This is a genomic window from Halomonas sp. YLGW01 (assembly GCF_014840935.1).
GTDB lineage: Bacteria > Pseudomonadota > Gammaproteobacteria > Pseudomonadales > Halomonadaceae > Onishia.
This window is the reverse complement of sequence record NZ_CP062005.1, coordinates 1,057,137-1,078,809: the sequence shown is the minus strand read 5'-3', so window position 1 is coordinate 1,078,809 and position 21,673 is coordinate 1,057,137. Positions and strand designations below refer to the sequence as shown.

At 66.7% G+C, this 21,673-nt stretch carries 25 protein-coding genes and 1 pseudogene; 14 read left to right on the top strand and 12 right to left on the bottom strand.

From position 1 onward, the window contains the following. Window positions 1–96: 96 nt before the first annotated feature. Complete coding sequence (gene zapE, locus IEJ03_RS05030; RefSeq protein WP_192036589.1) at window positions 97–1,287, bottom strand: cell division protein ZapE; 1,191 nt, start codon at window positions 1,285–1,287, stop codon at window positions 97–99. Window positions 1,288–1,512: 225 nt separating this feature from the next. On the opposite strand from zapE, the gene IEJ03_RS05025 reads away from it, so the two are divergent. After that, window positions 1,513–1,953 carry a DUF1043 family protein gene (locus IEJ03_RS05025; RefSeq protein ID WP_192036588.1) on the top strand — a complete coding sequence of 147 codons (441 nt, stop codon included), beginning with the start codon at window positions 1,513–1,515 and terminating at the stop codon, window positions 1,951–1,953. A 74-nt stretch (window positions 1,954–2,027) separates the two neighbouring features. On the opposite strand, the gene IEJ03_RS05020 is transcribed toward IEJ03_RS05025, so the two are convergent. After that, window positions 2,028–2,810: a Nif3-like dinuclear metal center hexameric protein gene (locus IEJ03_RS05020; protein ID WP_192036587.1), complete on the bottom strand. Its 783-nt coding sequence runs from the start codon at window positions 2,808–2,810 to the stop codon at window positions 2,028–2,030. A 99-nt stretch (window positions 2,811–2,909) separates the two neighbouring features. Here IEJ03_RS05020 and IEJ03_RS05015 point away from each other — a divergent pair, with 99 nt between their 5' ends. After that, window positions 2,910–4,136 carry a Do family serine endopeptidase gene (locus IEJ03_RS05015; RefSeq protein ID WP_192036586.1) on the top strand — a complete coding sequence of 409 codons (1,227 nt, stop codon included), beginning with the start codon at window positions 2,910–2,912 and terminating at the stop codon, window positions 4,134–4,136. A 141-nt stretch (window positions 4,137–4,277) separates the two neighbouring features. On the opposite strand, the gene hisD is transcribed toward IEJ03_RS05015, so the two are convergent. From hisD to IEJ03_RS04970, 9 genes are all read right to left on the bottom strand, one after another. Continuing rightward, complete coding sequence (hisD, locus tag IEJ03_RS05010) at window positions 4,278–5,600, bottom strand: histidinol dehydrogenase (RefSeq protein WP_192036585.1); 1,323 nt, start codon at window positions 5,598–5,600, stop codon at window positions 4,278–4,280. 127 nt (window positions 5,601–5,727) lie between these two features. Further along, window positions 5,728–6,369 carry an ATP phosphoribosyltransferase gene (hisG, locus tag IEJ03_RS05005; protein ID WP_192036584.1) on the bottom strand — a complete coding sequence of 214 codons (642 nt, stop codon included), beginning with the start codon at window positions 6,367–6,369 and terminating at the stop codon, window positions 5,728–5,730. Window positions 6,370–6,395: 26 nt separating this feature from the next. Beyond that, a complete protein-coding gene (murA, locus tag IEJ03_RS05000) occupies window positions 6,396–7,661 on the bottom strand; it encodes a UDP-N-acetylglucosamine 1-carboxyvinyltransferase (RefSeq protein ID WP_192036583.1) in 1,266 nt (421 codons plus the stop codon). A 13-nt stretch (window positions 7,662–7,674) separates the two neighbouring features. Further along, window positions 7,675–7,929: a BolA family protein gene (locus tag IEJ03_RS04995; RefSeq protein ID WP_192036582.1), complete on the bottom strand. Its 255-nt coding sequence runs from the start codon at window positions 7,927–7,929 to the stop codon at window positions 7,675–7,677. Window positions 7,930–8,080: 151 nt separating this feature from the next. Continuing rightward, the gene (locus IEJ03_RS04990; protein ID WP_192036581.1) at window positions 8,081–8,431 is read right to left on the bottom strand and encodes an STAS domain-containing protein; all 351 of its coding nucleotides are present in this window, start codon (window positions 8,429–8,431) and stop codon (window positions 8,081–8,083) included. Continuing rightward, a complete protein-coding gene (locus IEJ03_RS04985) occupies window positions 8,428–9,084 on the bottom strand; it encodes an ABC transporter substrate-binding protein (protein WP_192036580.1) in 657 nt (218 codons plus the stop codon). Before IEJ03_RS04985 ends, IEJ03_RS04990 begins: the two co-directional genes overlap by 4 nt. Window positions 9,085–9,137: 53 nt before the next feature. After that, entirely contained in the window at window positions 9,138–9,602 is a 465-nt protein-coding gene (gene mlaD / locus IEJ03_RS04980) for an outer membrane lipid asymmetry maintenance protein MlaD (RefSeq protein ID WP_192036579.1), read from the bottom strand. After that, window positions 9,599–10,381 carry a lipid asymmetry maintenance ABC transporter permease subunit MlaE gene (gene mlaE, locus IEJ03_RS04975; RefSeq protein ID WP_192036578.1) on the bottom strand — a complete coding sequence of 261 codons (783 nt, stop codon included), beginning with the start codon at window positions 10,379–10,381 and terminating at the stop codon, window positions 9,599–9,601. Before mlaE ends, mlaD begins: the two co-directional genes overlap by 4 nt. After that, window positions 10,378–11,190, bottom strand: coding sequence for an ATP-binding cassette domain-containing protein (locus tag IEJ03_RS04970; RefSeq protein WP_192036577.1), 813 nt, complete (start codon window positions 11,188–11,190; stop codon window positions 10,378–10,380). Before IEJ03_RS04970 ends, mlaE begins: the two co-directional genes overlap by 4 nt. A gap of 157 nt (window positions 11,191–11,347) precedes the next feature. On the opposite strand from IEJ03_RS04970, the gene IEJ03_RS04965 reads away from it, so the two are divergent. The 11 genes and pseudogenes from IEJ03_RS04965 to IEJ03_RS04915 all read left to right on the top strand — a co-directional run bounded on the left by IEJ03_RS04965 (window position 11,348) and on the right by IEJ03_RS04915 (window position 19,557). Beyond that, window positions 11,348–12,307, top strand: coding sequence for a calcium/sodium antiporter (locus tag IEJ03_RS04965; protein WP_347400995.1), 960 nt, complete (start codon window positions 11,348–11,350; stop codon window positions 12,305–12,307). Window positions 12,308–12,338: 31 nt separating this feature from the next. Beyond that, window positions 12,339–13,319 (top strand): KpsF/GutQ family sugar-phosphate isomerase, encoded by a 981-nt coding sequence (locus IEJ03_RS04960; RefSeq protein WP_192036576.1) that lies wholly within the window; start codon window positions 12,339–12,341, stop codon window positions 13,317–13,319. Window positions 13,320–13,328: 9 nt separating this feature from the next. Further along, window positions 13,329–13,898: an HAD hydrolase family protein gene (locus tag IEJ03_RS04955; protein WP_192036575.1), complete on the top strand. Its 570-nt coding sequence runs from the start codon at window positions 13,329–13,331 to the stop codon at window positions 13,896–13,898. Further along, entirely contained in the window at window positions 13,898–14,479 is a 582-nt protein-coding gene (gene lptC, locus IEJ03_RS04950; RefSeq protein WP_192036574.1) for an LPS export ABC transporter periplasmic protein LptC, read from the top strand. Before IEJ03_RS04955 ends, lptC begins: the two co-directional genes overlap by 1 nt. Continuing rightward, on the top strand, window positions 14,476–15,003 hold the full coding sequence (gene lptA, locus IEJ03_RS04945; RefSeq protein WP_192036573.1) for a lipopolysaccharide transport periplasmic protein LptA: 528 nt from the start codon (window positions 14,476–14,478) through the stop codon (window positions 15,001–15,003). The genes lptC and lptA overlap by 4 nt, the downstream gene beginning before the upstream one ends. Window positions 15,004–15,011: 8 nt before the next feature. Then, a complete protein-coding gene (lptB, locus tag IEJ03_RS04940) occupies window positions 15,012–15,737 on the top strand; it encodes an LPS export ABC transporter ATP-binding protein (RefSeq protein ID WP_192036572.1) in 726 nt (241 codons plus the stop codon). A gap of 207 nt (window positions 15,738–15,944) precedes the next feature. Then, window positions 15,945–17,357, top strand: coding sequence for an RNA polymerase factor sigma-54 (locus tag IEJ03_RS04935; RefSeq protein WP_192036571.1), 1,413 nt, complete (start codon window positions 15,945–15,947; stop codon window positions 17,355–17,357). A gap of 157 nt (window positions 17,358–17,514) precedes the next feature. Further along, the gene (raiA, locus tag IEJ03_RS04930) at window positions 17,515–17,823 is read left to right on the top strand and encodes a ribosome-associated translation inhibitor RaiA (protein ID WP_192036570.1); all 309 of its coding nucleotides are present in this window, start codon (window positions 17,515–17,517) and stop codon (window positions 17,821–17,823) included. A 4-nt stretch (window positions 17,824–17,827) separates the two neighbouring features. Beyond that, a pseudogene (gene ptsN, locus IEJ03_RS04925) lies at window positions 17,828–18,309 on the top strand (PTS IIA-like nitrogen regulatory protein PtsN). Window positions 18,310–18,380: 71 nt separating this feature from the next. After that, window positions 18,381–19,301 carry an RNase adapter RapZ gene (gene rapZ / locus IEJ03_RS04920; protein ID WP_192036569.1) on the top strand — a complete coding sequence of 307 codons (921 nt, stop codon included), beginning with the start codon at window positions 18,381–18,383 and terminating at the stop codon, window positions 19,299–19,301. Further along, a complete protein-coding gene (locus IEJ03_RS04915; RefSeq protein ID WP_192036568.1) occupies window positions 19,288–19,557 on the top strand; it encodes an HPr family phosphocarrier protein in 270 nt (89 codons plus the stop codon). The genes rapZ and IEJ03_RS04915 overlap by 14 nt, the downstream gene beginning before the upstream one ends. 179 nt (window positions 19,558–19,736) lie before the next feature. Here the strand turns inward: IEJ03_RS04915 and pmbA are convergent, their stop codons facing one another. Next, window positions 19,737–21,077 carry a metalloprotease PmbA gene (gene pmbA, locus IEJ03_RS04910; protein ID WP_192036567.1) on the bottom strand — a complete coding sequence of 447 codons (1,341 nt, stop codon included), beginning with the start codon at window positions 21,075–21,077 and terminating at the stop codon, window positions 19,737–19,739. Window positions 21,078–21,144: 67 nt separating this feature from the next. Here pmbA and yjgA point away from each other — a divergent pair, with 67 nt between their 5' ends. Continuing rightward, window positions 21,145–21,648, top strand: coding sequence for a ribosome biogenesis factor YjgA (yjgA, locus tag IEJ03_RS04905; RefSeq protein WP_192036566.1), 504 nt, complete (start codon window positions 21,145–21,147; stop codon window positions 21,646–21,648). Window positions 21,649–21,673 lie beyond the last annotated feature (25 nt).

Genomic DNA, 21,673 nt, shown 5'->3' with positions numbered 1-21,673 from the left:
CGGCCGCTTGCCGCAGGGCAAATCAACCGCCAACGTTCGAGCGAGCGCGCAGTGTACACGACTCGCTCGTTCGGGTTAAGGCCTCGCGGGAGAATTTCAGGGCTTGTGCGGCAGCGCCAGGTACTCGTGGGACTGCATCTCCTGCAGCCGCGACAGGGTGCGCTCGAACTCGAAGCTCAGGCTGCCCTCGCTGTACAGCGACTCGGCCGGCACCTCGGCGGACATCAGAAGCTTCACCGCCCGGTCGTAGAACTCGTCGACCATATTGATGAAGCGCCGCGCCTGATCGTCGCTGCCCCGCCCCATGCGCGGCACGCCAGAGACCAGCACGGTATGAAACTCGCGCGCCAGCTCGATGTAATCGTTCTGGCTGCGCGGACCGTCACAGAGCTCGGTGAAGTCGAACCAGGCCACGTCCTCATGCAGGCGGCGCGCACGCAGCACCCGATGATTGATCTCGATGCGCTCATCCTGCTCGCCGTCGTGGCCGGCGAGCTCGCGAAAGCTGCGCGAAAGCTCTGTCTCGGCGGCCTCGTCGAGCGGCGCGTGGAAGATCTCGGCGCGCTCCAGGGCACGCAGCCGATAGTCGATGCCCGAGTCGACATTGACCACCTCGCAATGACGCTCCAGCAGGTCGATGGCCGGCAAGAAGCGTGCTCGCTGCAGGCCATCCTTGTAGAGCTCCGAGGGTACGATGTTGGAGGTGGCCACCAGCACGACCCCATGCTCGAACAGCGATTCGAGCAGGGTCGCGAGAATCATCGCATCGGTGATGTCCTTGACGAAGAACTCGTCGAAGCAGATCACCCTCGCCTCGCGGGCGAACTTGGCGGCGATCAGCTTCAGCGGGTCCTTCTCGCCCTTGTAGTGTTCGAGCTCGTTATGGACCCGCTGCATGAAGCGGTGGAAATGGGTACGCATCTTCTCGGAGAAGGGCAGCGCCTCGTAGAAGGTATCGACCAGATAGGTCTTGCCGCGCCCGACGCCGCCCCAGAAGTAGAGCCCCGTCACCGCCGGCGGCGCCTCGAAGGGTGAGGCCGCCTGCCTGGCGCCGAAGAAGCCGGCCACCCGGGACTTGAGCCCCTTACGCTCCTTGGCGGGCGGGCGTGGTGAGCGCTGCGGCGTGGCCAGCAGATCATCGTAGAGCCGCTGCAGGTGGCGCACCGCCTGCTCCTGAGCCGGATCATGCGCGAAACCCTCGCGCTCGAGATCGGTCTGGTAACGCGCCAGGGGCGTCCCCGCCTGAGCGGAGGCCGGCGAGCCGGCGGAAGTCGTTGTCGCACACATCAGCGTCTTGGCTACCTCGGACGGTGGTGATCGAAAGCGAACATTATACGTATCGGGAGGCCGAGCGCACAGGTCACCCAGCGTGGCGGCGCTCGCGCATTGACCTGAGTCTCGCTCTCCCTCATATAATGGTGTCAGGGGAGGCGCAGGTCGCGACCTCGACAACGCGCCACCCCCGGCCAGTGGAGCACCGGTGCCGGGGCGACAGAATCGAAGGGGGACGACGTGTACGAGAGCAACATCGACTGGATCCTGGCACTGGCCAGCGGGCTTGCCGGCATCGGCATCGGCGCACTGGGCTACCACCTGCTCAACGCCAACGTGGCGCGCAACCAGAAGGTCCGCCAGCGCCTGGCCGAGACCGAGCTCGAACTTCACCAGGTCAAGGACTCGCTGAACGACCATTTCGTGCGCGCCGCCGACCTGGCCGCCAGCATTCAGCGCCAGAGCCGCGAACTGGAACAGCAGCTGTCCCAGGGGGCCGACCAGCTCTGCGCGGATCCGCAGGTCAAGCGCCGCCTCCAGCCGGAGACCGACACCGCCGAGCCCGGCGAGACGCCCGACATGCCCCGCGACTACGCCGATGGCGGCCATGGCACCCTGTCCGAGGACTTCGGCCTCAAGCGCGGCGAGGAACAGAGCGAGACCCAACCGCCCCGCTACTGAGCAGGGGCGCCCGCCGCCGCTGACACGAAGACGCCGGCCATGATGGCCGGCGTCTTCATGAGCAAGGGGCGCGATCAGGCCGGGTTGTCGATCTCCACGAAGCGATGGGTGATGCCATACTCGGCGGCCAGCCAGGCGCCCATGGCCTGCACGCCATAGCGCTCGGTGGCATGATGCCCCGCCGCCAGGTAGCCGATCCCCAGCTCGCGCGCCAGATGAGTGGTGCGCTCGGAGATCTCGCCCGAGATGAAGACATCGGCGCCCGCTTCATGGGCCGCCGTGATCATGTCCTGCGCCCCGCCGGTGCACCAGGCGATGCGCTCGACGGGTCCCCGGCATCCCTCGATCAACAACGGTTCACGACCCAGCTGCCTAGCGACGTGCGCCGCCAGCGCCTGCTCGTCGAGCCCCTCGCCCCCGGCACTCGTCAGTGCCTCACCTGGACGCCCCAGCCACAAGAGCCCCTCGCCCAGCTCGCCGTCGGCGCAGCCGTCGACCTCGAAGCCCAGCCGCTCGGCCAGTCGGGCGTTATTGCCAAGCTCCGGATGGACATCCAGCGGCAGGTGATAGGCCAGCAGACTGATGTCGTTGGCCAACAGCGCCGCCAACCGGCGCCGCTTCATTCCGGTCACCTCCACCGGCTCGTTCTTCCAGAAGTAGCCATGATGCACCAGCAGCAGGTCGGCCTCCCAGGCGACCGCCTCGTCGACCAACGCCTGACAGGCGGTCACGCCGGTCATCACGCGAGCCACGCGCTCGCGACCCTCCACCTGCAAGCCGTTGACGGTGTAGTCCTTGAAGCGCGCCGCCTGCAGGCGCTCGTCGCAGGCGGCGACCAGGGCTTGGCGAGAGATCATTCTTGCCTCCGGGCATCGTTACATGAGCAATGATACAATTCCTCGATTGTACCGGCTGCGGCGGCCCCCAGCGACCGCCACGGATGACAAGGATTCCTCATGCGTCGTTTTCTCCTGCCCCTCGTCTGGCCGACCCTGGCCGGCGTCCTGCTGGCCATCGTGCTGCTGATCGCCTTCCCCGAACTCGGCGGCCAGAACCCGGCCGTATCGGTCTCGCCGCCAGCCGCAAGCCTAGAGCCCACCCGCCAGACACCGACGACGCCAGAAGTGAACCGCCCCGCCCCCGAGGTTCGCGATGCCCCGGCCCTGTCACGGAACTCAGGCCCGGTCAGCTACTCGGAGGCGGTGGAGCAGGCGGCGCCCGCGGTGGTGAACATCTATTCCTCGCGGGTGGTCGAGCGTGAACAGCATCCGCTGATGTCGGACCCCTTCTTCAGCCAGTTCTTCGGTGATGACATGCCCAGGCGCCAGCGCATGCTCTCGAGCCTCGGCTCGGGCGTCATCGTCAGCGACGAGGGCTATGTGCTCACCAACCATCACGTGATCAGCGGCGCCGACCAGATTCAGGTCGCCCTGCGGGACGGTCGCGAGACCCTCGCCGAGGTGATCGGCACCGACCCGGAGAGCGACCTGGCCGTCTTGCGCATCGATCTCGACGACCTGCCGGTGATCGCCCTCTCCGACTCGAACCAGGCGGCGGTGGGCGATGTAGCGCTGGCCATCGGCAACCCCTTCGGGGTCGGCCAGACGGTGACCATGGGGATCGTCAGCGCCACCGGCCGCAGCCACCTGGGGCTGAATGCCTACGAGGACTTCATCCAGACCGATGCGGCCATCAATCCCGGCAACTCCGGTGGTGCCTTGATCAACCCCGATGGCGCCCTGGTCGGCATCAACACCGCCATCTTCTCCCGTTCCGGCGGCTCCCAGGGCATCGGCTTCGCCATCCCCGCCAACCTGGCGCGGGAGATCCTCGACGAGCTGGTCACCCAGGGCCGGGTGATCCGCGGCTGGCTGGGCATCGAGGCCCAGGAGATGACCCGCGAGCTGGCCGCCTCCTTCGGCCTCGACGCCATCGTCGGGGTGGTGATCTCGGGCGTCGTGCCCGACGGGCCGGCCGCTGCCGCCGGCCTCGAGCCCGGCGATGTGCTGCTGGAGGTCGACGGCCGCACCATTCGTGATGCCCGAGCGGTGATGACCGATGTCGCCGCCATCTCCCCGGGCACCCAACTGCCGCTGCGCCTGGTGCGCAATGGCAAGCCGCTGGACGTGACCCTCGAGGTCGGCGAGCGCCCCAGTGCCGAAACGTCCGCGCCCCAGCCCTAGACTGGACCAACCCTCCCTCCCCTTAGCGACTTGCAAGGCGTGGGCTCGTTGCCTGGAAAGCGAGCCCCCGGAAACGCGAAGGCCCCGCCAGGGGCGGGGCCTCACCGAGTCGGAAGCAGGCTCGATCGAGAGCCGCGCGCCTCAGTCCTTGATGCGATATTCGGCTGAGCGCGCATGAGCGGTCAGCGATTCGCCCCGCGCCAGTACCGAGGCGGTGCGCCCCAGCGCCGAAGCCCCCTGCGCCGAGCAGTGGATGATCGAAGAGCGCTTCTGGAAGTCATAGACCCCCAGTGGCGAGGAGAAGCGCGCGGTGCCGGAGGTCGGCAGCACATGGTTGGGACCGGCGCAGTAGTCACCCAGCGCCTCGGCGGTGTAGCGCCCCATGAAGATCGCTCCCGCATGACGAATCTCGGGCAGCAACGCCTCGGGGTCCTCGAGTGACAGCTCGAGATGCTCGGGCGCGATGCGATTGATCAGCGCCACGGCTTCGTCGCGATCGCGACAGGTGATCAGGGCACCGCGACCCGCCAGGGAGTCGCGGATGATCGGCGCGCGCTCCATGGTCGGCAGCAGGCGCGCCATGGCCTCTTCCACCGCTTCTACATGCGCGGCATCCCAGCTGACGAAGATCGCCTGAGCGTCCTCATCGTGTTCGGCCTGGGAAAACAGATCCATGGCCAACCAGTCCGGGTCGGTACCGCCGTCGGAGATCACCAGGATCTCCGAGGGGCCGGCGATCATGTCGATACCCACCTGGCCGAAGACTGCCCGCTTGGCAGTCGCCACGTAGATGTTGCCGGGCCCTACGATCTTGTCGACCCGAGGCACCGTCTCGGTGCCATAGGCCAGCGCCGCCACGGCCTGGGCACCACCCAGGGTGAAGACCCAATCGACCCCCGCCAGGTGAGCCGCCGCCAGCACCAGCTCGTTGAGGATGCCATCCGGGGTCGGCACCACCATGACGATCTCGCGCACCCCCGCGACATGGGCCGGAATGGCATTCATCAGTACCGACGAGGGGTAGGCCGCCTTGCCACCGGGCACGTAGATGCCGGCGCGATCCAGCGGCATGACCTGCTGGCCGAGCACGGTGCCGTCCGCCTCGGTATATTGCCAGGAGCCGGGCTTCTGATGCTCATGATAGTTCCGCACCCGCTCGGCGGCTGCCGCCAGCGCCTCGCGCTGCTCGGCCGGCAGCCCATCGAAGGCCTGACGCAGCCGGTCGGCGCCGATGGTCAGCTCCGCCATGCTGTGGGCCGACAGTCGATCGAAGCGATTGGTGTACTCGACGAGGGCGGCGTCGCCACGCTCGCGCACACCGCCAAGGATCTCGTCGACCCGCGACTGCACCTCGGCGTCGGACACACCTTCCCAAGCCAGCAGCGCCTCGAGGCGCGCATCGAAATCAGCGTCCTGCGTGGACAACCGCGAGATGTCGAGGGAAGCGGCAACGGAATCGGTCATGGTGCTCTCTACATGGACATTGAAGGAAGAGTCTGGTGATAAGCTTGTGTTGCCGGGGGACGGCTGACAAGCGAGGCAACGCTATGGGGGCAAGACACTCAACCTATCGCACCGCCCCCCTGCCTCACTAGCCACGCCGACTGGCCACGGCCTCGCGCAGCCGGTTGAGCAGCGGCTTGAGACGATCATGCTTCATGGTCATGGCGGCCTGGTTGACCACCAGGCGCGTGCTGATGTCGGCGATCTTCTCCCGGGGCTCCATGCCGTTAGCACGCAGGGTGTTGCCGGTATCGACGATATCGACGATTTCATCAGCCAGATTCATCAGCGGCGCCAGCTCCATGGCGCCGTAGAGCTTGATGACCTCGGCCTGAATGCCCTGCTCGGCATAGTAACGACGCGCCACCGAAACGAACTTGGTCGCCACGCGACGGCGCGCCTTGGCCGGCTCGGCGCCGGTGATGCCGGCGGTCATCAGCTTGCAACGCGCGATCTCGAGATCCAGCGGCTCATAGAGCCCCTCGGCGCCATGCTCGAGCAGCACGTCCTTGCCGGCCACCCCCAGATCGGCGGCTCCCAGCTGCACATAGGTCGGCACGTCGGTGGCGCGAATCACCACCAGCTTGACGTCCGGCAGGTTGGTATCGAACAGCAGCTTGCGACTCTTGCCCAGGTCTTCGGCGGGCCGGATGCCGGCATCCGCCAGCAGCGGCAGGGTCTCGTCGAGAATGCGGCCCTTCGAGAGGGCCAGGATCAGTTGCTTGGACATGATGGGATTCGCAATTCCGTGGATGACTAGCCGGGCACGCGACGGATCTTGCCGCCCAGCAGCTGCAGCTTTTCTTCGATGCACTCATAGCCGCGATCGATGTGATAGATGCGATCGACCAGGGTCTCGCCCTTGGCGACCATCGCCGCCACCACCAGCGAGGCCGAGGCCCGCAGGTCGGTGGCCATCACCGGCGCACCGGACAACTGCTCGACGCCGGTCACCACCGCCGTATTGCCTTCGAGGGCGATATCGGCACCCATGCGGTTGAGCTCCTGCACGTGCATGAAGCGGTTCTCGAAGATCGTCTCGACCACGCGCCCGGTGCCCTCGGCCACCGCATTCATGGCCACGAACTGGGCCTGCATGTCGGTAGGAAAGGCCGGGTATGGCGCGGTGCGCACATTGACCGCTTTCGGACGCCGCCCCTTCATGTCGAGCTCGATCCAGTCCTCGCCGGTCGTGACCTCGCCGCCGGCTTCCTCGAGCTTGGCCAGCACCGCCTCGAGGATGTCGGCCCGGGTACGGCGCACCCGCACCCGGCCACGAGTCAGGGCCGCCGCCACCAGGAAGGTCCCGGTCTCGATCCGGTCGGGCATGATGTCGTGGTAACAGCCGTGCAGACGCTCGACACCCTGGATGGTGATGGTATCGGTGCCGTGACCCTCGATGCGCGCCCCCATCTTGATCAGGCACTCGGCCAGATCGACGATCTCGGGTTCCTTGGCCGCGTTCTCGAGCACCGTGGTGCCATCGGCCAGGGCCGCCGCCATCAGCAGGTTCTCGGTGCCGGTCACGGTCACCACATCGAAGAAGACGGTCGCGCCCTTGAGGCGGCCGCCCGGCGCCGTGGCGCGAATATAGCCGTTCTCGACGCTAATCTCCGCCCCCATGGCCTGAAGGCCACGGATGTGCAGGTCCACCGGACGCGAGCCGATGGCGCAGCCCCCCGGCAACGAGACATCGGCCTTGCCGAAGCGCGCCAGCAAGGGCCCCAGCACCAGGATGGAGGCGCGCATCTTCTTGACCAGGTCATAGGGGGCGTGACACTCGGTCACCCCGCTGGCATCGAGCTGGATGGCCATCTTGTCGCCCATTACCAGGTCGACACCCATGCGTCCCAGCAGCTCGAGCGAGGTGGTGATGTCCTGCAGGTGAGGCAGGTTACCGAGCGTCACGGGCCCCTCCGCCAGCAGCGAGGAACACAGGATCGGCAGGGCCGAATTCTTGGCACCACTGGCCCACACCTCACCGTCGAGGGGGCCATTACCGGTAATGATCAGCTTATCCATGAGAGTCCGTTACTCAGGCCCCGGCACTGTCGGCAGCAGTCTGCCACTGGGCCGGGGTATAGGTCTTGATGCTGACGGCATGCAGGGCACCGCTGGCGATTTCCTCGGAGAGGGCCCCGTAGATCAACTGCTGGCGCTTGACCGGTGTCAGGCCATTGAAGACCTCGCCCACGGCAATGACCTGAAAGTTGCAGCCTTCGCCCTGGATGTGGAAATCACAGTCGGCAATGCGCGTCTCGAGCAGCGCCTTGACGTCTTGGGGTTGCATGGGGATGCCTCCTTGGGAACACGGAAGGGTGCGGTGAAGGCAGATCACCGCATCACGAGACGAAGAAAGGCCACATGGTAATCAAAAGCGCCGCCGATGGCGATGGGGAAGAAAATGCCAGGGCCACGCCCGATCACCTCGGCGGACGGGATCAGTCCGCCGAGGTCGTCTCGCGGGCCTGGCCCTGAGGCAGGAGGGAATCCAGTCCGGCCAGCGCCGTGAGCTTGGCAAGCGCCGGCGACAGCTGCACGCACTGCACCTCGAGACCGGCTCGACGAGCGCTGCGCAGCCACTCGAGCATCACGCTCAAGGCGGCGCTGCTGACCCGATCGACACCACGCAGGTCGAGACGGAGCCCGTGGGCGGCGTGCTGTTCGGCAAGCCAGCTGGCGCCGGCAGCGGCCAGCGGCGCGGCAACGTCGAAATCCACGTCGCCGCTGACGGCCAGCTCACCCTCGACAGCCTCGAGGCACACCCCCTGAGCGTCGAAGAGACGGGTCATGCGCCCTGCTCTTCGTCGCCGATCTCCACCTCGGGCGACCAGCCATTGATGGTGGCATCGTAATCACGGCCATTGTCGCGCATCGCCTGATCGAACTGGTTACGGAACGTCAGTCCCAGATTGATGCCATTGACGATCACGTTGACGACCTTCCACTCGCCGCCGCTCAGGCGCAGGGAGTAGCTGACCGGATAGACGGCACCATCGTTGGCGACCACTTCCATGTCGACGCTGGCCTGACCGGGCTCGCGAGACGCCTGCTGCTGGTCGAGCACGCGGATCTCCCGGTAGTCGAAGGTCACCAGCCCCTTGGCATAGGTGTCGATCAGCGTCTGACGGAAGGTGTCGACGAAGCGGGAGCGCTGAGCGGGCGTGGCGTTGCGGAAATAGCGCCCCATCACGCTGGCGCCGATGTAGCGGAAGTCGGCGACGTCATGAAGGCTCTCCTCGACCAGTGCTTCGAGCTCATCCACGTGCTCGGAGAAGTAGCCACGACGACCTTCGATCTTGCCCATCAGGTCGTCGATGCTCTGGCGGATCAGCTCATCGGGCGCCTGGCTCGGAGCATTGGCCTGCGCCTGGGCGGGCATCATCACGACGCACAGCACCAAGGCCAGCAGCCAGCGGGTAACAGAGGGCAGGTGAACGCGCATGGATCGTCTCTCTCGGTAGGTCATGTCAGGGCTGTTCATGGTCATCGTCACGGTCATTCCTTGGCCATATTGGCCACGAACTGCTGGATCAACTCCTCCAGCACCAGGGCCGACTGGGTGTCGCTGATGGTATCACCGTCGGCCAGGGTCTCGGGGTCGCCCCCCACCGACAGGCCGACATACTGCTCGCCGAGCAGCCCGGAGGTGAGAATCGAGGCCGTGGTGTCGCGAGACAACTGCCCCTCCAGGCGACTGTCGAGGGACAGGGTGACGCGGGCGTCATACCACTCGGTATCCAGCTCGACCTCCTCCACCCGACCGACGGTCACCCCGGCCATGGTAACCCGAGCCCGGGGCTTCAGCCCGCCGATATTGGCGAAGTTGGCCTCCAGGGTATAGGTCTCCTCGCCGCCCTTGAAGGCGAGGCCACTGACGCCCAACCCCAGGAAGACGATCCCGAGAATCCCGGCCAGCATGAACAGCCCGACCCCAAACTCCATCATCTTGCTGCGCTTCATCCCAGTTCTCCAAACATCAGCGCGGTCAGCACGAAATCCAGTCCCAGTACCGCCAGCGAGGAATACACCACCGTTCTTGTGGTAGCGCGTGAAATGCCTTCCGAGGTCGGCACCAGGTCATAGCCCTGGAACACCGCGATCCAGGTCACGACCAGGGCGAAGGCCAGACTCTTGAGCATGCCATTGCCGACATCCTCGATGAAATCGACGCTGGCCTGCATGTTGCCCCAGTAGGAGCCCTCGTAGACGCCAAGCCACTCGACGCCCACCAGATGCCCACCCCAGACGCCGACGACGCTGAACCCCACGGTCAGCAGCGGCAGAGACACGAAGCCCGCCCACAGGCGCGGCGCCACCACCCGCTTGAGCGGATCGACGCCGATCATTTCCATGCTGCTCAGCTGTTCGGTGGCCTTCATCAGACCGATCTCGGCGGTCAGCGCCGAGCCCGCACGGCCGGCGAACAGCAGCGCCGCCACCACCGGGGCCAGCTCGCGCAGCAGCGACAGCGAGACCATCTGCCCCAAGGCATCCTCGGCGCCGAAGTCCACCAGGATGGTGTAGCCCTGCAGGGCCAGCACCATGCCGATGAACAGCCCCGACACCAGCACGATGGCAAGCGACAGCACGCCGATGAAATGCATCTGGCGTAGCCACAGATAGACCCCCTCACCGGAGGGCCATCCCACCGATGACTGGGCGAGAAACAGTCCGGCCCGCCCCAGCGCCTCGAGCAGATCGCAGCCCTGACGACCCAGGCGGGTAATCCGCGTGATCATGGCTGCCCTCCTCCGTTGAGCATGTCCGTATAGAAATCATCCGCCGGATAATGAAACGGCACCGGCCCGTCGGGCTCGCCGTGCATGAATTGGCGGACGCGGGGATCCTGATCGACATCGAGGCTCTCGGGCGTACCCTGAGCCATCACCTTGCCGTCGGCGATTACATAGACATAGTCGGCGATCGACAGCGTCTCCTTGATGTCGTGGGAGACCACCACGGCGGTGAGCCCCAGGGCATCGTTGACGCGACGAATCAGCTGCACCAGCACACCCATGGAAATAGGGTCCTGGCCGACGAAGGGCTCATCGTAGAAGATCAGCTCCGGGTCCAAGGCCAGCGCCCGTGCCAGCGCCACCCGGCGCGCCATGCCGCCGGACAGCTCGGCCGGCATCAACTCGCGGGCGCCGCGCAACCCCACGGCCTCGAGTTTCATCAACACCACGTCGCGAATCATGGCGTCGGGCAGGTCCGTGTGCACCCGCAGCGGAAAGGCCACGTTCTCGAAGACGCTCAGGTCCGAGAACAAGGCGCCGCTCTGAAACAGCATGCCCATCCGCCGCCGCAGGGCGAACAGCTTCTTGCGACTCAGGGCATGGAGATCCTCGCCATCGATCATCACCCGGCCCGCATCCGGGGCCAGCTGGCCACCGATCAGCTTGAGCAGGGTGGTCTTGCCGGATCCACTCGGCCCCATGATCGCCGTGATCTTGCCACGGGGGATGGCGAGATCCACGCCCCGAAAGATTTCCCTATCGCCACGAGAAAAGCGTAGCCCTTCGACCACCACCAGGGGTGAATCGTGCATGGCGTCCTAACCTCCACCCGAAAATTATCGAACATTGTATATTAACTGCCACGATCCCCGCTAGCGCCCCGCGCAGGCGCCGCGACTCGCCTTGATTCGCGGCGCCTCAACGCGTTTAATTGGCCGCTTCTCACTGACCGACATGGATCCCTCCTTAATGATGCTGCTACCCCTGCTCGCCGTCGTGCTTGGCTTCCTGGGCCTCTTGTGGAGCGCCGACCGCTTCGTGGGCGCCGCGGCCGCCACGGCGTATCGGGCGGGCATGAGCACACTGCTGATCGGCATGACCATCGTCGCGCTGGGCACCTCGGCCCCCGAGATCATCGTCGCCATCATGGCCTCGCTCGATGGCACGCCTGATCTCGCCACCGGTAACGCCCTGGGGTCCAACATCGCCAATATCGGCCTGGTGCTCGGCATCACCGCCCTGATCGTGCCGGTGCCGGTGCGTTTCTCGATCGTGCGCCGCGAACTCCCCCTGTTGCTGGGCGCCACCGGGCTTGCCGGCTACGCGCTGGCCGACGGTGAACTGGGCCTCTTCGATGCCCTGCTGCTGGCCGCCCTGCTGATCTTCAGCCTGTGGTGGCTGTTCAAGGCCGATGGCGGCAACGGCGACGGCGACACTCAGGACGGCGAGATCCCGGACATGGCCTTGCCCCGGGCGCTGGCCTGGCTGATCGCCACCCTGATCCTGCTGGTGGCGAGTTCCCGCCTACTGGTGTGGGGCGCCAGCGAGATCGCCAGTGCTTTCGGCGTCAGCGAGCTGGTGATCGGCCTCACCGTGGTCGCCATCGGCACCAGCCTGCCGGAACTCGGCGCCTGCGTGGCCAGCGCCCTGAAGCGACACCACGATATCGCCATCGGCAACGTCATCGGCTCGAACCTGTTCAACATGCTGGCGGTGCTGCCGATGCCCGGCCTGCTCGCCCCGGGCCCGGTCGATGCCCACGCCATCAGCCGCGACTATCCCACCATGCTGCTGCTGACCCTACTGCTCGGCAGCTGGCTGTTGTGGCAGCGCCGCGGCACCCTGGGCCGCCTCCCCGGCGCCCTGCTGGTGCTGATCTATGTCGGCTACCTGGGCCTACTGCTCCAGTCCAGCCTCACGGGCGCTTGAGCGACACCTGACAACGGGCAACAATTTCCCCATGACTGATGCACAAGATTCGGCCTATCGGGCCAGCGCGCGCCGCACCCTGGGTATCGAACGCGATGCCATCGAGGCCCTCGAGGCCCGTATCGACGCCGGCTTCGACCGCGCCTGCGAGCTGCTGCTCGGCTGCTCGGGCCGCGTGGTGGTCACCGGCATGGGCAAGTCCGGCCATGTCGGCGGCAAGATCGCAGCGACGCTCGCCAGCACCGGCACCCCGGCCTTCTTCGTCCACCCAGGCGAGGCCAGCCATGGCGATCTGGGCATGATCACGCCCGGCGACGTGGTGCTGGCACTGTCCAACTCCGGCGAGACTGCCGAGGTGACCGCCCTGCTGCCGCTGCTCAAGCGCATGGATGTGCCGCTGATCAGCATGACCGGCCGCCCCGATTCGACGCTGGCCCGCCACGCCGAGGCCCACCTCGATGCCGGCGTCGAACGTGAGGCCTGCCCACTGGACCTGGCACCGACCGCCTCCACCACCGCCGCCCTGGTGCTGGGCGATGCCCTGGCGGTGGCACTGCTCGAGGCCCGCGGCTTCACCGCCGAGGACTTCGCCCTCTCGCATCCCGGCGGTAGCCTGGGACGACGACTGCTGCTTACCGTGGGCGACCTGATGCATCAGGGCGACCGCCTGCCACAGGTGCCGTTGGGCAGCCCGCTGCGCGACGCCTTGATCGAGATCACGCGCCAGGGACTCGGCTTCACCTGCGTGATCGCCCCGGACGGTCGCCTCGCCGGTGTCTACACCGACGGCGACCTGCGCCGCACCCTCGACCAGCATAGCGATCTGCACGCCCTGCGCGTCGAAGAGGTCATGACCTCTCCCGGCAAGCGCACCCAGGCCGACGTGCTTGCGGCCGAAGCGGTGCGTATCATGGAAGAGAGCCGCATCAGCGCGCTGGCCGTGGTCGACGGAGAAAGCCGCCCGGTCGGCGCCCTGCACATGCACGACCTGCTGAGAAGCGGCGTCATCTAAGGAGTTGTCATGTCACCCGATTCACCGCTCGCCCCGACGCTTGCCGATCGCGCACGAAAAGTCAGGCTGCTGGCCCTGGACGTGGACGGCGTTCTCACCGACGGCCGCCTCTATTTCCAGGCCGACGGCATCGAGATCAAGGCCTTTCACACCCAGGACGGCCATGGCATCAAGCTGCTGCGCCAGGCCGGCGTCGAGGTCGCCCTGATCACCGGCCGCGAATCGCCGATGGTCACCCAGCGCGCCGCCGCCCTGGGGATCGAGCACGTCTTCCAGCACCGGGACGACAAGCTCACCGCCCTGCGCGAACTGACCCAAAGCCTCGGTCTCGAGCTTGAGCAGGCCGCCTACTGTGGCGATGACCTTCAGGATCTGGCCGCCATCCAAGCGGCCGGCCTCGGCATCACCGTACCCAACGCGCCGCCCTACATGCGTCGCGAGGCCGACTGGGTCACCGAACGCAGCGGCGGCCACGGGGCCGTGCGCGATATCTGCGACACCCTGCTGGAGAGCCAGGGCCATTGGGCCGCGGTGATGGACCGATACAGCCTAGATGCCACGGATCGCGGTCGGCCCTGATGGCACTGCGCCTGCCCCGCCCCTCGCCCCGCGTCTGGCTAGCCCTGCTGCTGGTCGCCCTGGGTGCCGTGCTGACGCTCGTCGAGCAGCGTGACGTGCGCGCGCCGGGGCCGGTGCCTACCGACAGCGCCGGTGAGCCCGACTTCTACCTCGAGGGCGTGACCCTGACCCGCTTCGATGCCCAGGGGCGCCCGCATCAGCGCCTGGAGACACCGCGCCTGGTTCACACCCCTCACGACGACACGACCCGCGCCGACACGCCCCGGACGCGCCTGCTCGATGACGACGGGGAACTGTGGCGGGCCAGCGGCCGACAAGGCACCCTCGGCCCCGGCGGCAACCCGCTGGTGCTGAGCGGTGCGGCCCACCTGGAATCCCCCGGCGAGGGCTGGCAACTGAACACCGAGACCCTGAACATCGACACCGACACCAATCATGCCTGGAGCGACAGCGAGGCGCGCATCACTCAGTCCTCGCAGCGCGTGCGCGGCGACAGGCTGGATGTCTGGTTCGACGACGACCGGCTGCAGCTGACCGGCAACGTACGCGGTTTTCACCCCCCCGAGGAGCAAGCCCCATGACGCGACGCGACCTTACCCGCCGGGCTCTTGGCCTGCTGCTGCCCGCCCTGCTGAGCCTGATCACGCTGCCGGCCATGGCCCTCGACGGCGATGCCAGCGCCCCCATCGAGATCGTCGCCGATCGCCTCGAGCTCGACGACCAGGCCGGCACCGCCGTCTACAGCGGCGACGTCGACATGCGCCAGGGCAGCATGCAGCTGACCGGCCAGCGCGTCACCATCTCCCGCACCGATCAGGGCGAGGTCTCCCGCGTACGCGCCACCGGCGAGCGAGCCTACATCGAACAGCAGCCGAGCCCCGAGGCGCCCCTCGTCAAGGGCTGGGGACGCACCATCGTCTACCATACCCTCGAGCGGCGGGTGGAGCTGATCGACCAGGCGGAACTTCACCGTGGCCGGGACAGATTCAGCGGCGCCAGGGTCGACTACTACCTGGATCGCCGCCTGGTCGAAGCCGACAGCGGCGTCGACAACGATGGCGAGACACGCCAGCGCGTGCGCATGACCCTGACTCCCCAGCAATAAGGCTCCCCATGAAGACCCTCAGCGTTCAGCATCTGGCCAAGAGCTACAAGCGACGTCGCGTGGTCAAGGACATTAGCCTGTCCATCGACCAGGGCCAGATCGTCGGCCTGCTGGGCCCCAACGGTGCCGGCAAGACCACCTCCTTCTACATGATCGTCGGCCTGGTACGCGCCGATGCCGGCACGGTCCATATCGACGACCGGGACCTGTCCCGGGCCGCCATGCACGAGCGCGCCCTGGCCGGCATCGGCTATCTGCCCCAGGAAGCCTCGATCTTTCGCAAACTGTCGGTCACCGACAACATCATGGCCATCCTGGAGACCCGCCGGGACCTGGACCGCGACGGCCGCCGAGCACGCCTGGAGGAGCTCCTGAACGAGTTCCACATCACCCATATTCGCGACAATACCGGCATGAGCTTGTCGGGCGGCGAGCGGCGTCGGGTCGAAATCGCCAGAGCCCTGGCCACCGAACCGGCCTTCATCCTGCTGGACGAACCCTTCGCCGGCGTCGACCCGATCTCGGTCTCCGACATCAAGTCGATCATCCGCGCCCTGCGCGACCGGGGCATCGGCGTGCTAATCACCGACCACAACGTGCGCGAGACCCTGGACATCTGTGACAGCGCCTATATCGTCGGCGACGGCGAGATCATCGCCGCAGGCAATGCCGAGGCCATCCTCGCCAATCAGAAGGTCCGAGACGTCTATCTCGGCGAGGATTTCCGGCTCTAGCCTCGACCCGGCGACTCGGGAGGCCTTGGTCGCCTCCCTACCCCGCTCCCTCGCTCCCAACCCCGCAGCGAGCAGGCGCTACCCCCTGAGCGGCACGAAAGTTGCGCATGGCACGCTTATTGCTAATAAATCATCACCAACGGCTTGCACGGCCTCCGGTCAACGGCTAAGTTAGTCATTCCATTTCTGCCTGACACGCGCCTTGCCATGGTCATGAAACCCTCGTTGCAACTCCGCGTCGGCACCCAGCTGACCATGACGCCCCAGCTTCAGCAGGCCATCGCGCTGTTGCAGCTCTCGACCCTGGACCTGCGCCAGGAGATCCAGCAGGCACTGGAAACCAATCCGATGCTGGAACTCGACGAGGCTTACGGCGAGCAGGACGTCGCCGAACCCCGCGAGGACGACTGGTCCACCGAGATCCCCAGCGAGCTGTCGACAGACAGCGACTGGTCCGACACCTACCAGGACATGGCGGCGCCGAGCGGCAGCGCGGAAGGCCCCGACCTCGACCGCAACGCCATCGGCGTAAGCCTGCACGATCACCTCGCCTGGCAACTGGCCATGGCCGATGTCAGCGATACCGAGCGCCAGATTGCCGAGAGCCTGATCGACGCGGTCACTCCCAGCGGCTATCTCGAGGGAGGCCTCGACGACCTGACTCAGGGCCTGCGTGCCCAGGGCCTCGACGGCCTCAAGACCGGCGACGTCGAGCGGGTGCTGCTGCGCGTGCAGCAGTTCGAACCGACCGGCGTCTTTGCGCGCGATCTGCGTGAATGCCTGCTGCTGCAGCTGGGCGCCCTGCCGCCGGACCTACCCCTGCTGCCCCAGGCCAAGCGCCTGGTGCGCCAGTTTCTGGAGGCCCTCGCCGGCGATGATCGCAAGCTGCTCAAGCGCCGGCTGCGGCTGGACGACGCCCAGCTCGACCAGGTGATTGCGCTCATTCGGACGCTGGACCCTCGCCCGGGCCAGGCCTTCGACAGCACGGGCAGTGACTACGTGATTCCCGACCTGATCGCCCGCCACACCCAGGAAGGCTGGCGCATCGAGCTCAATTCGGAGGCGCTGCCGCGGATGCGCATCCAGCCGGATTATGCCGCCCTGATCCGCCGGGCCGACAAGAGCGACGACAACACCTTCATGAAGCAGCACCTGCAGGAGGCACGCTGGCTGATCAAGAGCCTGTCGAGCCGCAATGACACCCTGCTGCGGGTGGGGCGCGAGATCATGGCCCGCCAGATCGACTTCCTCGAGCGGGGCGAGGAGGCCATGAAACCGCTGATCCTCGCCGACATCGCCACCAAGGTCGAGATGCACGAGTCGACCATCTCGCGGGTCACTACCCAGAAGTTCATTCATACGCCACGGGGCGTCTTCGAGCTGAAATACTTCTTCTCGAGCCAGGTCGGCGGTGACAGTGGCGACGCCCACTCCAGCACCGCCATTCGGGCTCGCCTGAAGAAGCTGATCGGCAGCGAGCCGCCGCGCAAGCCTCTCTCCGACAGCAAACTGGTCGACCTACTGGCCGAAAGCGGTATCCAGGTCGCCAGACGAACCGTGGCCAAGTATCGCGAAGCGATGGGCATCCCGCCGTCCAGCGAGCGCAAGCGACTCTCCTGATGTCGTGTGAAATGCCTGTTTTCAAGGCATAACCCATTGACTAAGCGTGGAAAAATCACCGAAAGTAGCTGCGTTGGAAAAGCGCCAAGCGAAGGGGTATGCAGGGCGCTAAAAAGGGTTACAATCGATTGGCCAACCGCAGGATAAGGAGCGTGCCATGCAAGTCAACATCACCGGCCATCACGTCGAACTGACCGACGCATTGCGTGACTATGTGAACGAGAAGCTCGCCCGCCTGGAGCGTCATTACGACAACATCACCACGGTTCAGGCCACCCTTTCCGTCGAGAAAGAGCGCCAGCAGGCCTCCTGCACCCTGCATGCCGCCGGTGCCGAACTGCATGCCGAAGCGGAAGACGTCGACATGTACGCCGCGATCGACGCCCTCGCCGACAAGCTCGACCGTCAGCTTGTCAAACACAAGGAAAAAGCCCAGGCGCGCGCCCAAGGCGCAGGCGCTCGCTGACATCATGACGTTGGAATCCATCCTGCCCCCGAGCGCGCCCTGTTCGGTGTGCCCGGGGGAAGCAAGAAGCGGGTGCTGGAGTTCTTCAGCACCTTCATCGCCCAGAACACGCCCAGCCTCGATAGCCAGGAGGTCTTCAGTCGCCTGATCGGCCGCGAGCGGCTAGGCAGCACCGGCATCGGTCACGGCGTCGCCATCCCGCATGCGCGCAACCCGCACTGCAAGTCTCCCCTGGCCGGCTTCCTCAAGCTCAGCGAGCCCGTCGACTTCGATGCCATCGACGGCGAGCCCGTCGATCTGGTCTTCGTGTTGCTGGTCCCGGAAGAAGCCGATGACGCCCACCTCGCCCTGCTCGGCCAGGTCGCGGCGGTCATGAACGACCCCGAGACACGCCAGCGGCTGCGCAACAGCGAGACGCAGCGCCAGCTCTATGACATCCTGCTGGAGGCGATTCGCCGCCACGCCAGTGATGGCCGCTCCGCCTGACCCCCAATCGGCGCCACGCCATCACCGCAACGATGCCCCTCGCCCACTGACCCGGTAAGCAGGAGACCCTCATGCAGCTCGTGATCATCAGCGGCCGCTCCGGCTCCGGCAAGTCGATCGCCCTCCAGGCGCTGGAAGACCTGGGCTACTACGCGATCGACAACCTGCCCGCCATGCTGCTGGATTCCCTGGTCGACGAGCTGCAACGCGACGCCAGTCGGCGCGCCTCCAGCGCCGTGAGCATCGATGCCCGCAACCTGCCCCATGCCCTGGAGCGCTTCCCGACGCTGCTCTCCGACCTACAGGCGCGCGGCATCCAGTGTCAGGTGGTCTACCTGACCGCCGACTCGAAGATCCTGCTCGAGCGCTACTCGGCCACTCGCCGTCGCCACCCGCTGACGCGGGACAGCCAGATGACCCTCGCCGAGGCCATCGACAGCGAGGAAGCCGCCCTCGCCGAGATCCTGGATCTCGCCGACCTGGTCATCGACACCTCCCGTCTGTCGGTCCACGACCTGCGCGGCCGCATCGCCGAGCAGGTGGCCCAGCATCGCGATCGGCAGATGACCCTGACCTTCGAGTCCTTCGGCTTCAAGGGCGGCGTACCGCTGGATGCCGACACCGTCTTCGATGCCCGCTGCCTCCCCAACCCTTACTGGGATCCTCGGCTGCGTCAATCCACCGGCCGCGACCGGGAAATTATCGAGTTTCTCGAAAGCTACGAGGACGTCGAACGCCTGGCCGGTGACATCATCGACTGGCTGACCCGCTGGCTGCCGGCCTACCAGGCCAGCCACCGCAGTTACATGACGGTGGCCATCGGCTGCACCGGCGGCCAGCATCGCTCGGTCTACCTGGCCGAGCGACTGGCCAACCACTTCGCCGAACACCACCCCGGCGTGCGTCTCCGCCACCGGGAGCTCGGCATCCATACCGCCGTGCCCCAGGCTCAAATGGACAGCAGGGACGCTGATGGCCATGCCAAGACGTGAACTCACCCTCATCAATAAGCGGGGCCTGCATGCCCGCGCCGCCACCAAGCTGGTGCAATGCTGTCAGGCCTACCAGGCCCGCGTCATCGTCAGCCACCAGGGCCGAGAGGCCGACGCCGCCAACGTCATGGCGCTGCTGATGCTCGCCGCCCCCTACGGCAGCGAGCTGGAGATACGGGCCGAGGGCGACGAGGCCGAGGCCGCGCTGGCCGCCCTGGTGGCCCTGATCGAGGCGCGCTTCGACGAGGATGGCTGAGCGTTCGCCCGCCTCCATGGCGCTGGCGCCCTCCTGATCATCTCGCAGCAAAAGAGCCACCCCTCGGGGTGGCTCTTTTATGGGTGGAGCGCAAGGGTGGTGACTTCGCCGCCTGCCGCCCGATGCCGGCCGCCATGCGATGCCGAGCGCCATGCAGGAGGCGACCCGGCGCCGAGTGGTCAGCCGCCGGCGATGGTCATCTCGTCGATCAACCAGCTGCCGCTGTGCACGCTGCCCCGGGTATCGATATCGTCGCCGACACCGACCAGCCCCGCAAACATCTTCGGCAGGCTGCCGGCGATGGTGAACTCCTCGACCGGGTACTGGATGCGACCGTTCTCGACCCAGAAGCCGGCCGCTCCGCGGGAGTAGTCACCGGTCACCCCGTTGACGCCTTGCCCCATCAGCTCGGTGACCAGCACCCCTCGATCCATCTTCGCAAGCAGCGCCTCACGGCTCTCGAGGGGCGCCTCCAAGCGCAGGTTGCGTGCCCCGCCGGCATTGCCGGTGGTGGTCATGCCCAGCCGCCGGGCGCTGTAGGCCGAGAGCAGATAACTGGCGAGCTGGCCCTGGTCGATGAAGACGTTATCGCGGGTATAGACGCCATCGTTGTCGAAGGGGCTGCTGGCCATGGCGCCACGCTCACGGGGCCGCTCGAAGAGGCTGAACCAGTCGGGAAAGAGGCGATCCCCCAAGCGGTCACAGAGGAAGGAGGCCTCGCGATACAGGGCACCGCCGGCCAGGGCGCCCATCAGGTGGCCCACGAGCCCCGCCGCCAGGCTCGGGTCGAACATCACCGGGAAGCGGCCGGTGACCGGGCGCTGGGCGCCCAAGCGCCGCAGGGTGCGCTCGGCGGCAGAGGCTCCGATCGCCTCGGCGCTGGCGAGCTTGCGAGGGTCCCGCTCGCTGGTGTAGTCATAATCGCGCTGCATGCCGTTGTCGTCCTCGGCGATCAGCATGCAGGACAGCGAATGACGGCTGCCCCGCTGGCTGCCGAGGAAGCCGTGGCTGTTGGCATAGACGCGCACGCCTTCGCCACTGGAGAGATCCGCCCCCTCGGACTTGCTGATCCCTTCCACCGCGCGGCCGGCCGCTTCGCAGGCCAGTGCACGCTCGATGGCCTCGTCGGTGGTCAGCGGCCAGGGGTGGTGGACGTCGAGATCCGGCAGCTCGCGCGCCATCAGCTCGGCCGGCGCCAGCCCGGCAAAGGGGTCCTCGCCGGTGTGACGCGCGATGGCCATGGCTTGATCCACGGCGGCCCGAATGGAGGCTTCGCCGGCATCCGACGACGAGGCCGTGCCCTTGCGCTTGCCCACATAGACGGTCACCGCGATACCCTGATCCCGGGACAGCTCGACGGTCTCCACTTCCCCGAGGCGCACACTGACGCCGATGCCCTGATCGACGCTGGCCCCCACCTCGCAGGCATCGGCCCCCAGGGCGCGCGCCTGGTCGAGGGCGGCCTCGGCCCGGGACTCCAGCAATGCCTGCTGGGCGGCGGCATCGAAAGCCTGAGTCATCTTGGTCTCCTTGTCGCGAGGCTGGCTGGTATACTGCGCCAACCTCCCAATGCTTTTTGGTAATGGCATGTCAATTGAATCGCCCGCCGACCACGACGGTCGGCAAAGCAAGACCCAGCGCAAGCAGGAAATGCAGGCCCTGCAGGCGCTGGGCGAGAAGATCATCGCCCTCTCCGACGCCTGGCGCGCACGGCTACCGCTCTCCGACGAGCTGCTGGCCGCCGTCGAGGAAACCGCGCGCATTCGCTCCCATGAGGGGCGTCGCCGGCACATGCAGTATGTCGGCAAGCTGATGCGCGGCGAGGACGTCGCCGGCATCCAGGCGGTGTTCGACGAGTTCGAGCAGGAAAAACTGCGCCGCGACCACGCCTTCCACCGCCTCGAGGGGCTTCGTGACCGGCTGATCGAGGACGACGCGGCCCTCGAGCCCTTCATCGTCGACTACCCCGACGTCGACCGACAGGCGCTGCGCCAACTGATCCGCAACGCCCGCCGGGAGCGCGCTCAGGAGAAGCCCCCGGCCAGCGCCCGCAAGCTGTTCAAGCTGATCCGGGACACGGCGGGGCTGTAACGCCTGCTCCGATCCGGCGCAGGCC

What these genes read in the sequence shown, in the direction of transcription:
- IEJ03_RS04915 (WP_192036568.1), top strand. Translation starts at nt 19,288, where the DNA reads ATGCCAAGACGTGAACTCACCCTCATCAATAAGCGGGGCCTGCATGCC.
- IEJ03_RS04960 (WP_192036576.1), top strand. Translation starts at nt 12,339, where the DNA reads ATGACTGATGCACAAGATTCGGCCTATCGGGCCAGCGCGCGCCGCACC.
- IEJ03_RS05015 (WP_192036586.1), top strand. Translation starts at nt 2,910, where the DNA reads ATGCGTCGTTTTCTCCTGCCCCTCGTCTGGCCGACCCTGGCCGGCGTC.
- IEJ03_RS04935 (WP_192036571.1), top strand. Translation starts at nt 15,945, where the DNA reads ATGGTCATGAAACCCTCGTTGCAACTCCGCGTCGGCACCCAGCTGACC.
- zapE (WP_192036589.1), bottom strand. Translation starts at nt 1,287, where the DNA reads ATGTGTGCGACAACGACTTCCGCCGGCTCGCCGGCCTCCGCTCAGGCG.
- pmbA (WP_192036567.1), bottom strand. Translation starts at nt 21,077, where the DNA reads ATGACTCAGGCTTTCGATGCCGCCGCCCAGCAGGCATTGCTGGAGTCC.
- IEJ03_RS04965 (WP_347400995.1), top strand. Translation starts at nt 11,348, where the DNA reads ATGATGCTGCTACCCCTGCTCGCCGTCGTGCTTGGCTTCCTGGGCCTC.
- IEJ03_RS04985 (WP_192036580.1), bottom strand. Translation starts at nt 9,084, where the DNA reads ATGCGCGTTCACCTGCCCTCTGTTACCCGCTGGCTGCTGGCCTTGGTG.
- mlaE (WP_192036578.1), bottom strand. Translation starts at nt 10,381, where the DNA reads ATGATCACGCGGATTACCCGCCTGGGTCGTCAGGGCTGCGATCTGCTC.
- murA (WP_192036583.1), bottom strand. Translation starts at nt 7,661, where the DNA reads ATGGATAAGCTGATCATTACCGGTAATGGCCCCCTCGACGGTGAGGTG.
- lptA (WP_192036573.1), top strand. Translation starts at nt 14,476, where the DNA reads ATGACGCGACGCGACCTTACCCGCCGGGCTCTTGGCCTGCTGCTGCCC.
- lptC (WP_192036574.1), top strand. Translation starts at nt 13,898, where the DNA reads ATGGCACTGCGCCTGCCCCGCCCCTCGCCCCGCGTCTGGCTAGCCCTG.
- mlaD (WP_192036579.1), bottom strand. Translation starts at nt 9,602, where the DNA reads ATGAAGCGCAGCAAGATGATGGAGTTTGGGGTCGGGCTGTTCATGCTG.
- hisG (WP_192036584.1), bottom strand. Translation starts at nt 6,369, where the DNA reads ATGTCCAAGCAACTGATCCTGGCCCTCTCGAAGGGCCGCATTCTCGAC.
- IEJ03_RS04955 (WP_192036575.1), top strand. Translation starts at nt 13,329, where the DNA reads ATGTCACCCGATTCACCGCTCGCCCCGACGCTTGCCGATCGCGCACGA.
- lptB (WP_192036572.1), top strand. Translation starts at nt 15,012, where the DNA reads ATGAAGACCCTCAGCGTTCAGCATCTGGCCAAGAGCTACAAGCGACGT.
- IEJ03_RS04995 (WP_192036582.1), bottom strand. Translation starts at nt 7,929, where the DNA reads ATGCAACCCCAAGACGTCAAGGCGCTGCTCGAGACGCGCATTGCCGAC.
- rapZ (WP_192036569.1), top strand. Translation starts at nt 18,381, where the DNA reads ATGCAGCTCGTGATCATCAGCGGCCGCTCCGGCTCCGGCAAGTCGATC.
- IEJ03_RS05020 (WP_192036587.1), bottom strand. Translation starts at nt 2,810, where the DNA reads ATGATCTCTCGCCAAGCCCTGGTCGCCGCCTGCGACGAGCGCCTGCAG.
- IEJ03_RS04990 (WP_192036581.1), bottom strand. Translation starts at nt 8,431, where the DNA reads ATGACCCGTCTCTTCGACGCTCAGGGGGTGTGCCTCGAGGCTGTCGAG.
- hisD (WP_192036585.1), bottom strand. Translation starts at nt 5,600, where the DNA reads ATGACCGATTCCGTTGCCGCTTCCCTCGACATCTCGCGGTTGTCCACG.
- raiA (WP_192036570.1), top strand. Translation starts at nt 17,515, where the DNA reads ATGCAAGTCAACATCACCGGCCATCACGTCGAACTGACCGACGCATTG.
- yjgA (WP_192036566.1), top strand. Translation starts at nt 21,145, where the DNA reads ATGTCAATTGAATCGCCCGCCGACCACGACGGTCGGCAAAGCAAGACC.
- IEJ03_RS04970 (WP_192036577.1), bottom strand. Translation starts at nt 11,190, where the DNA reads ATGCACGATTCACCCCTGGTGGTGGTCGAAGGGCTACGCTTTTCTCGT.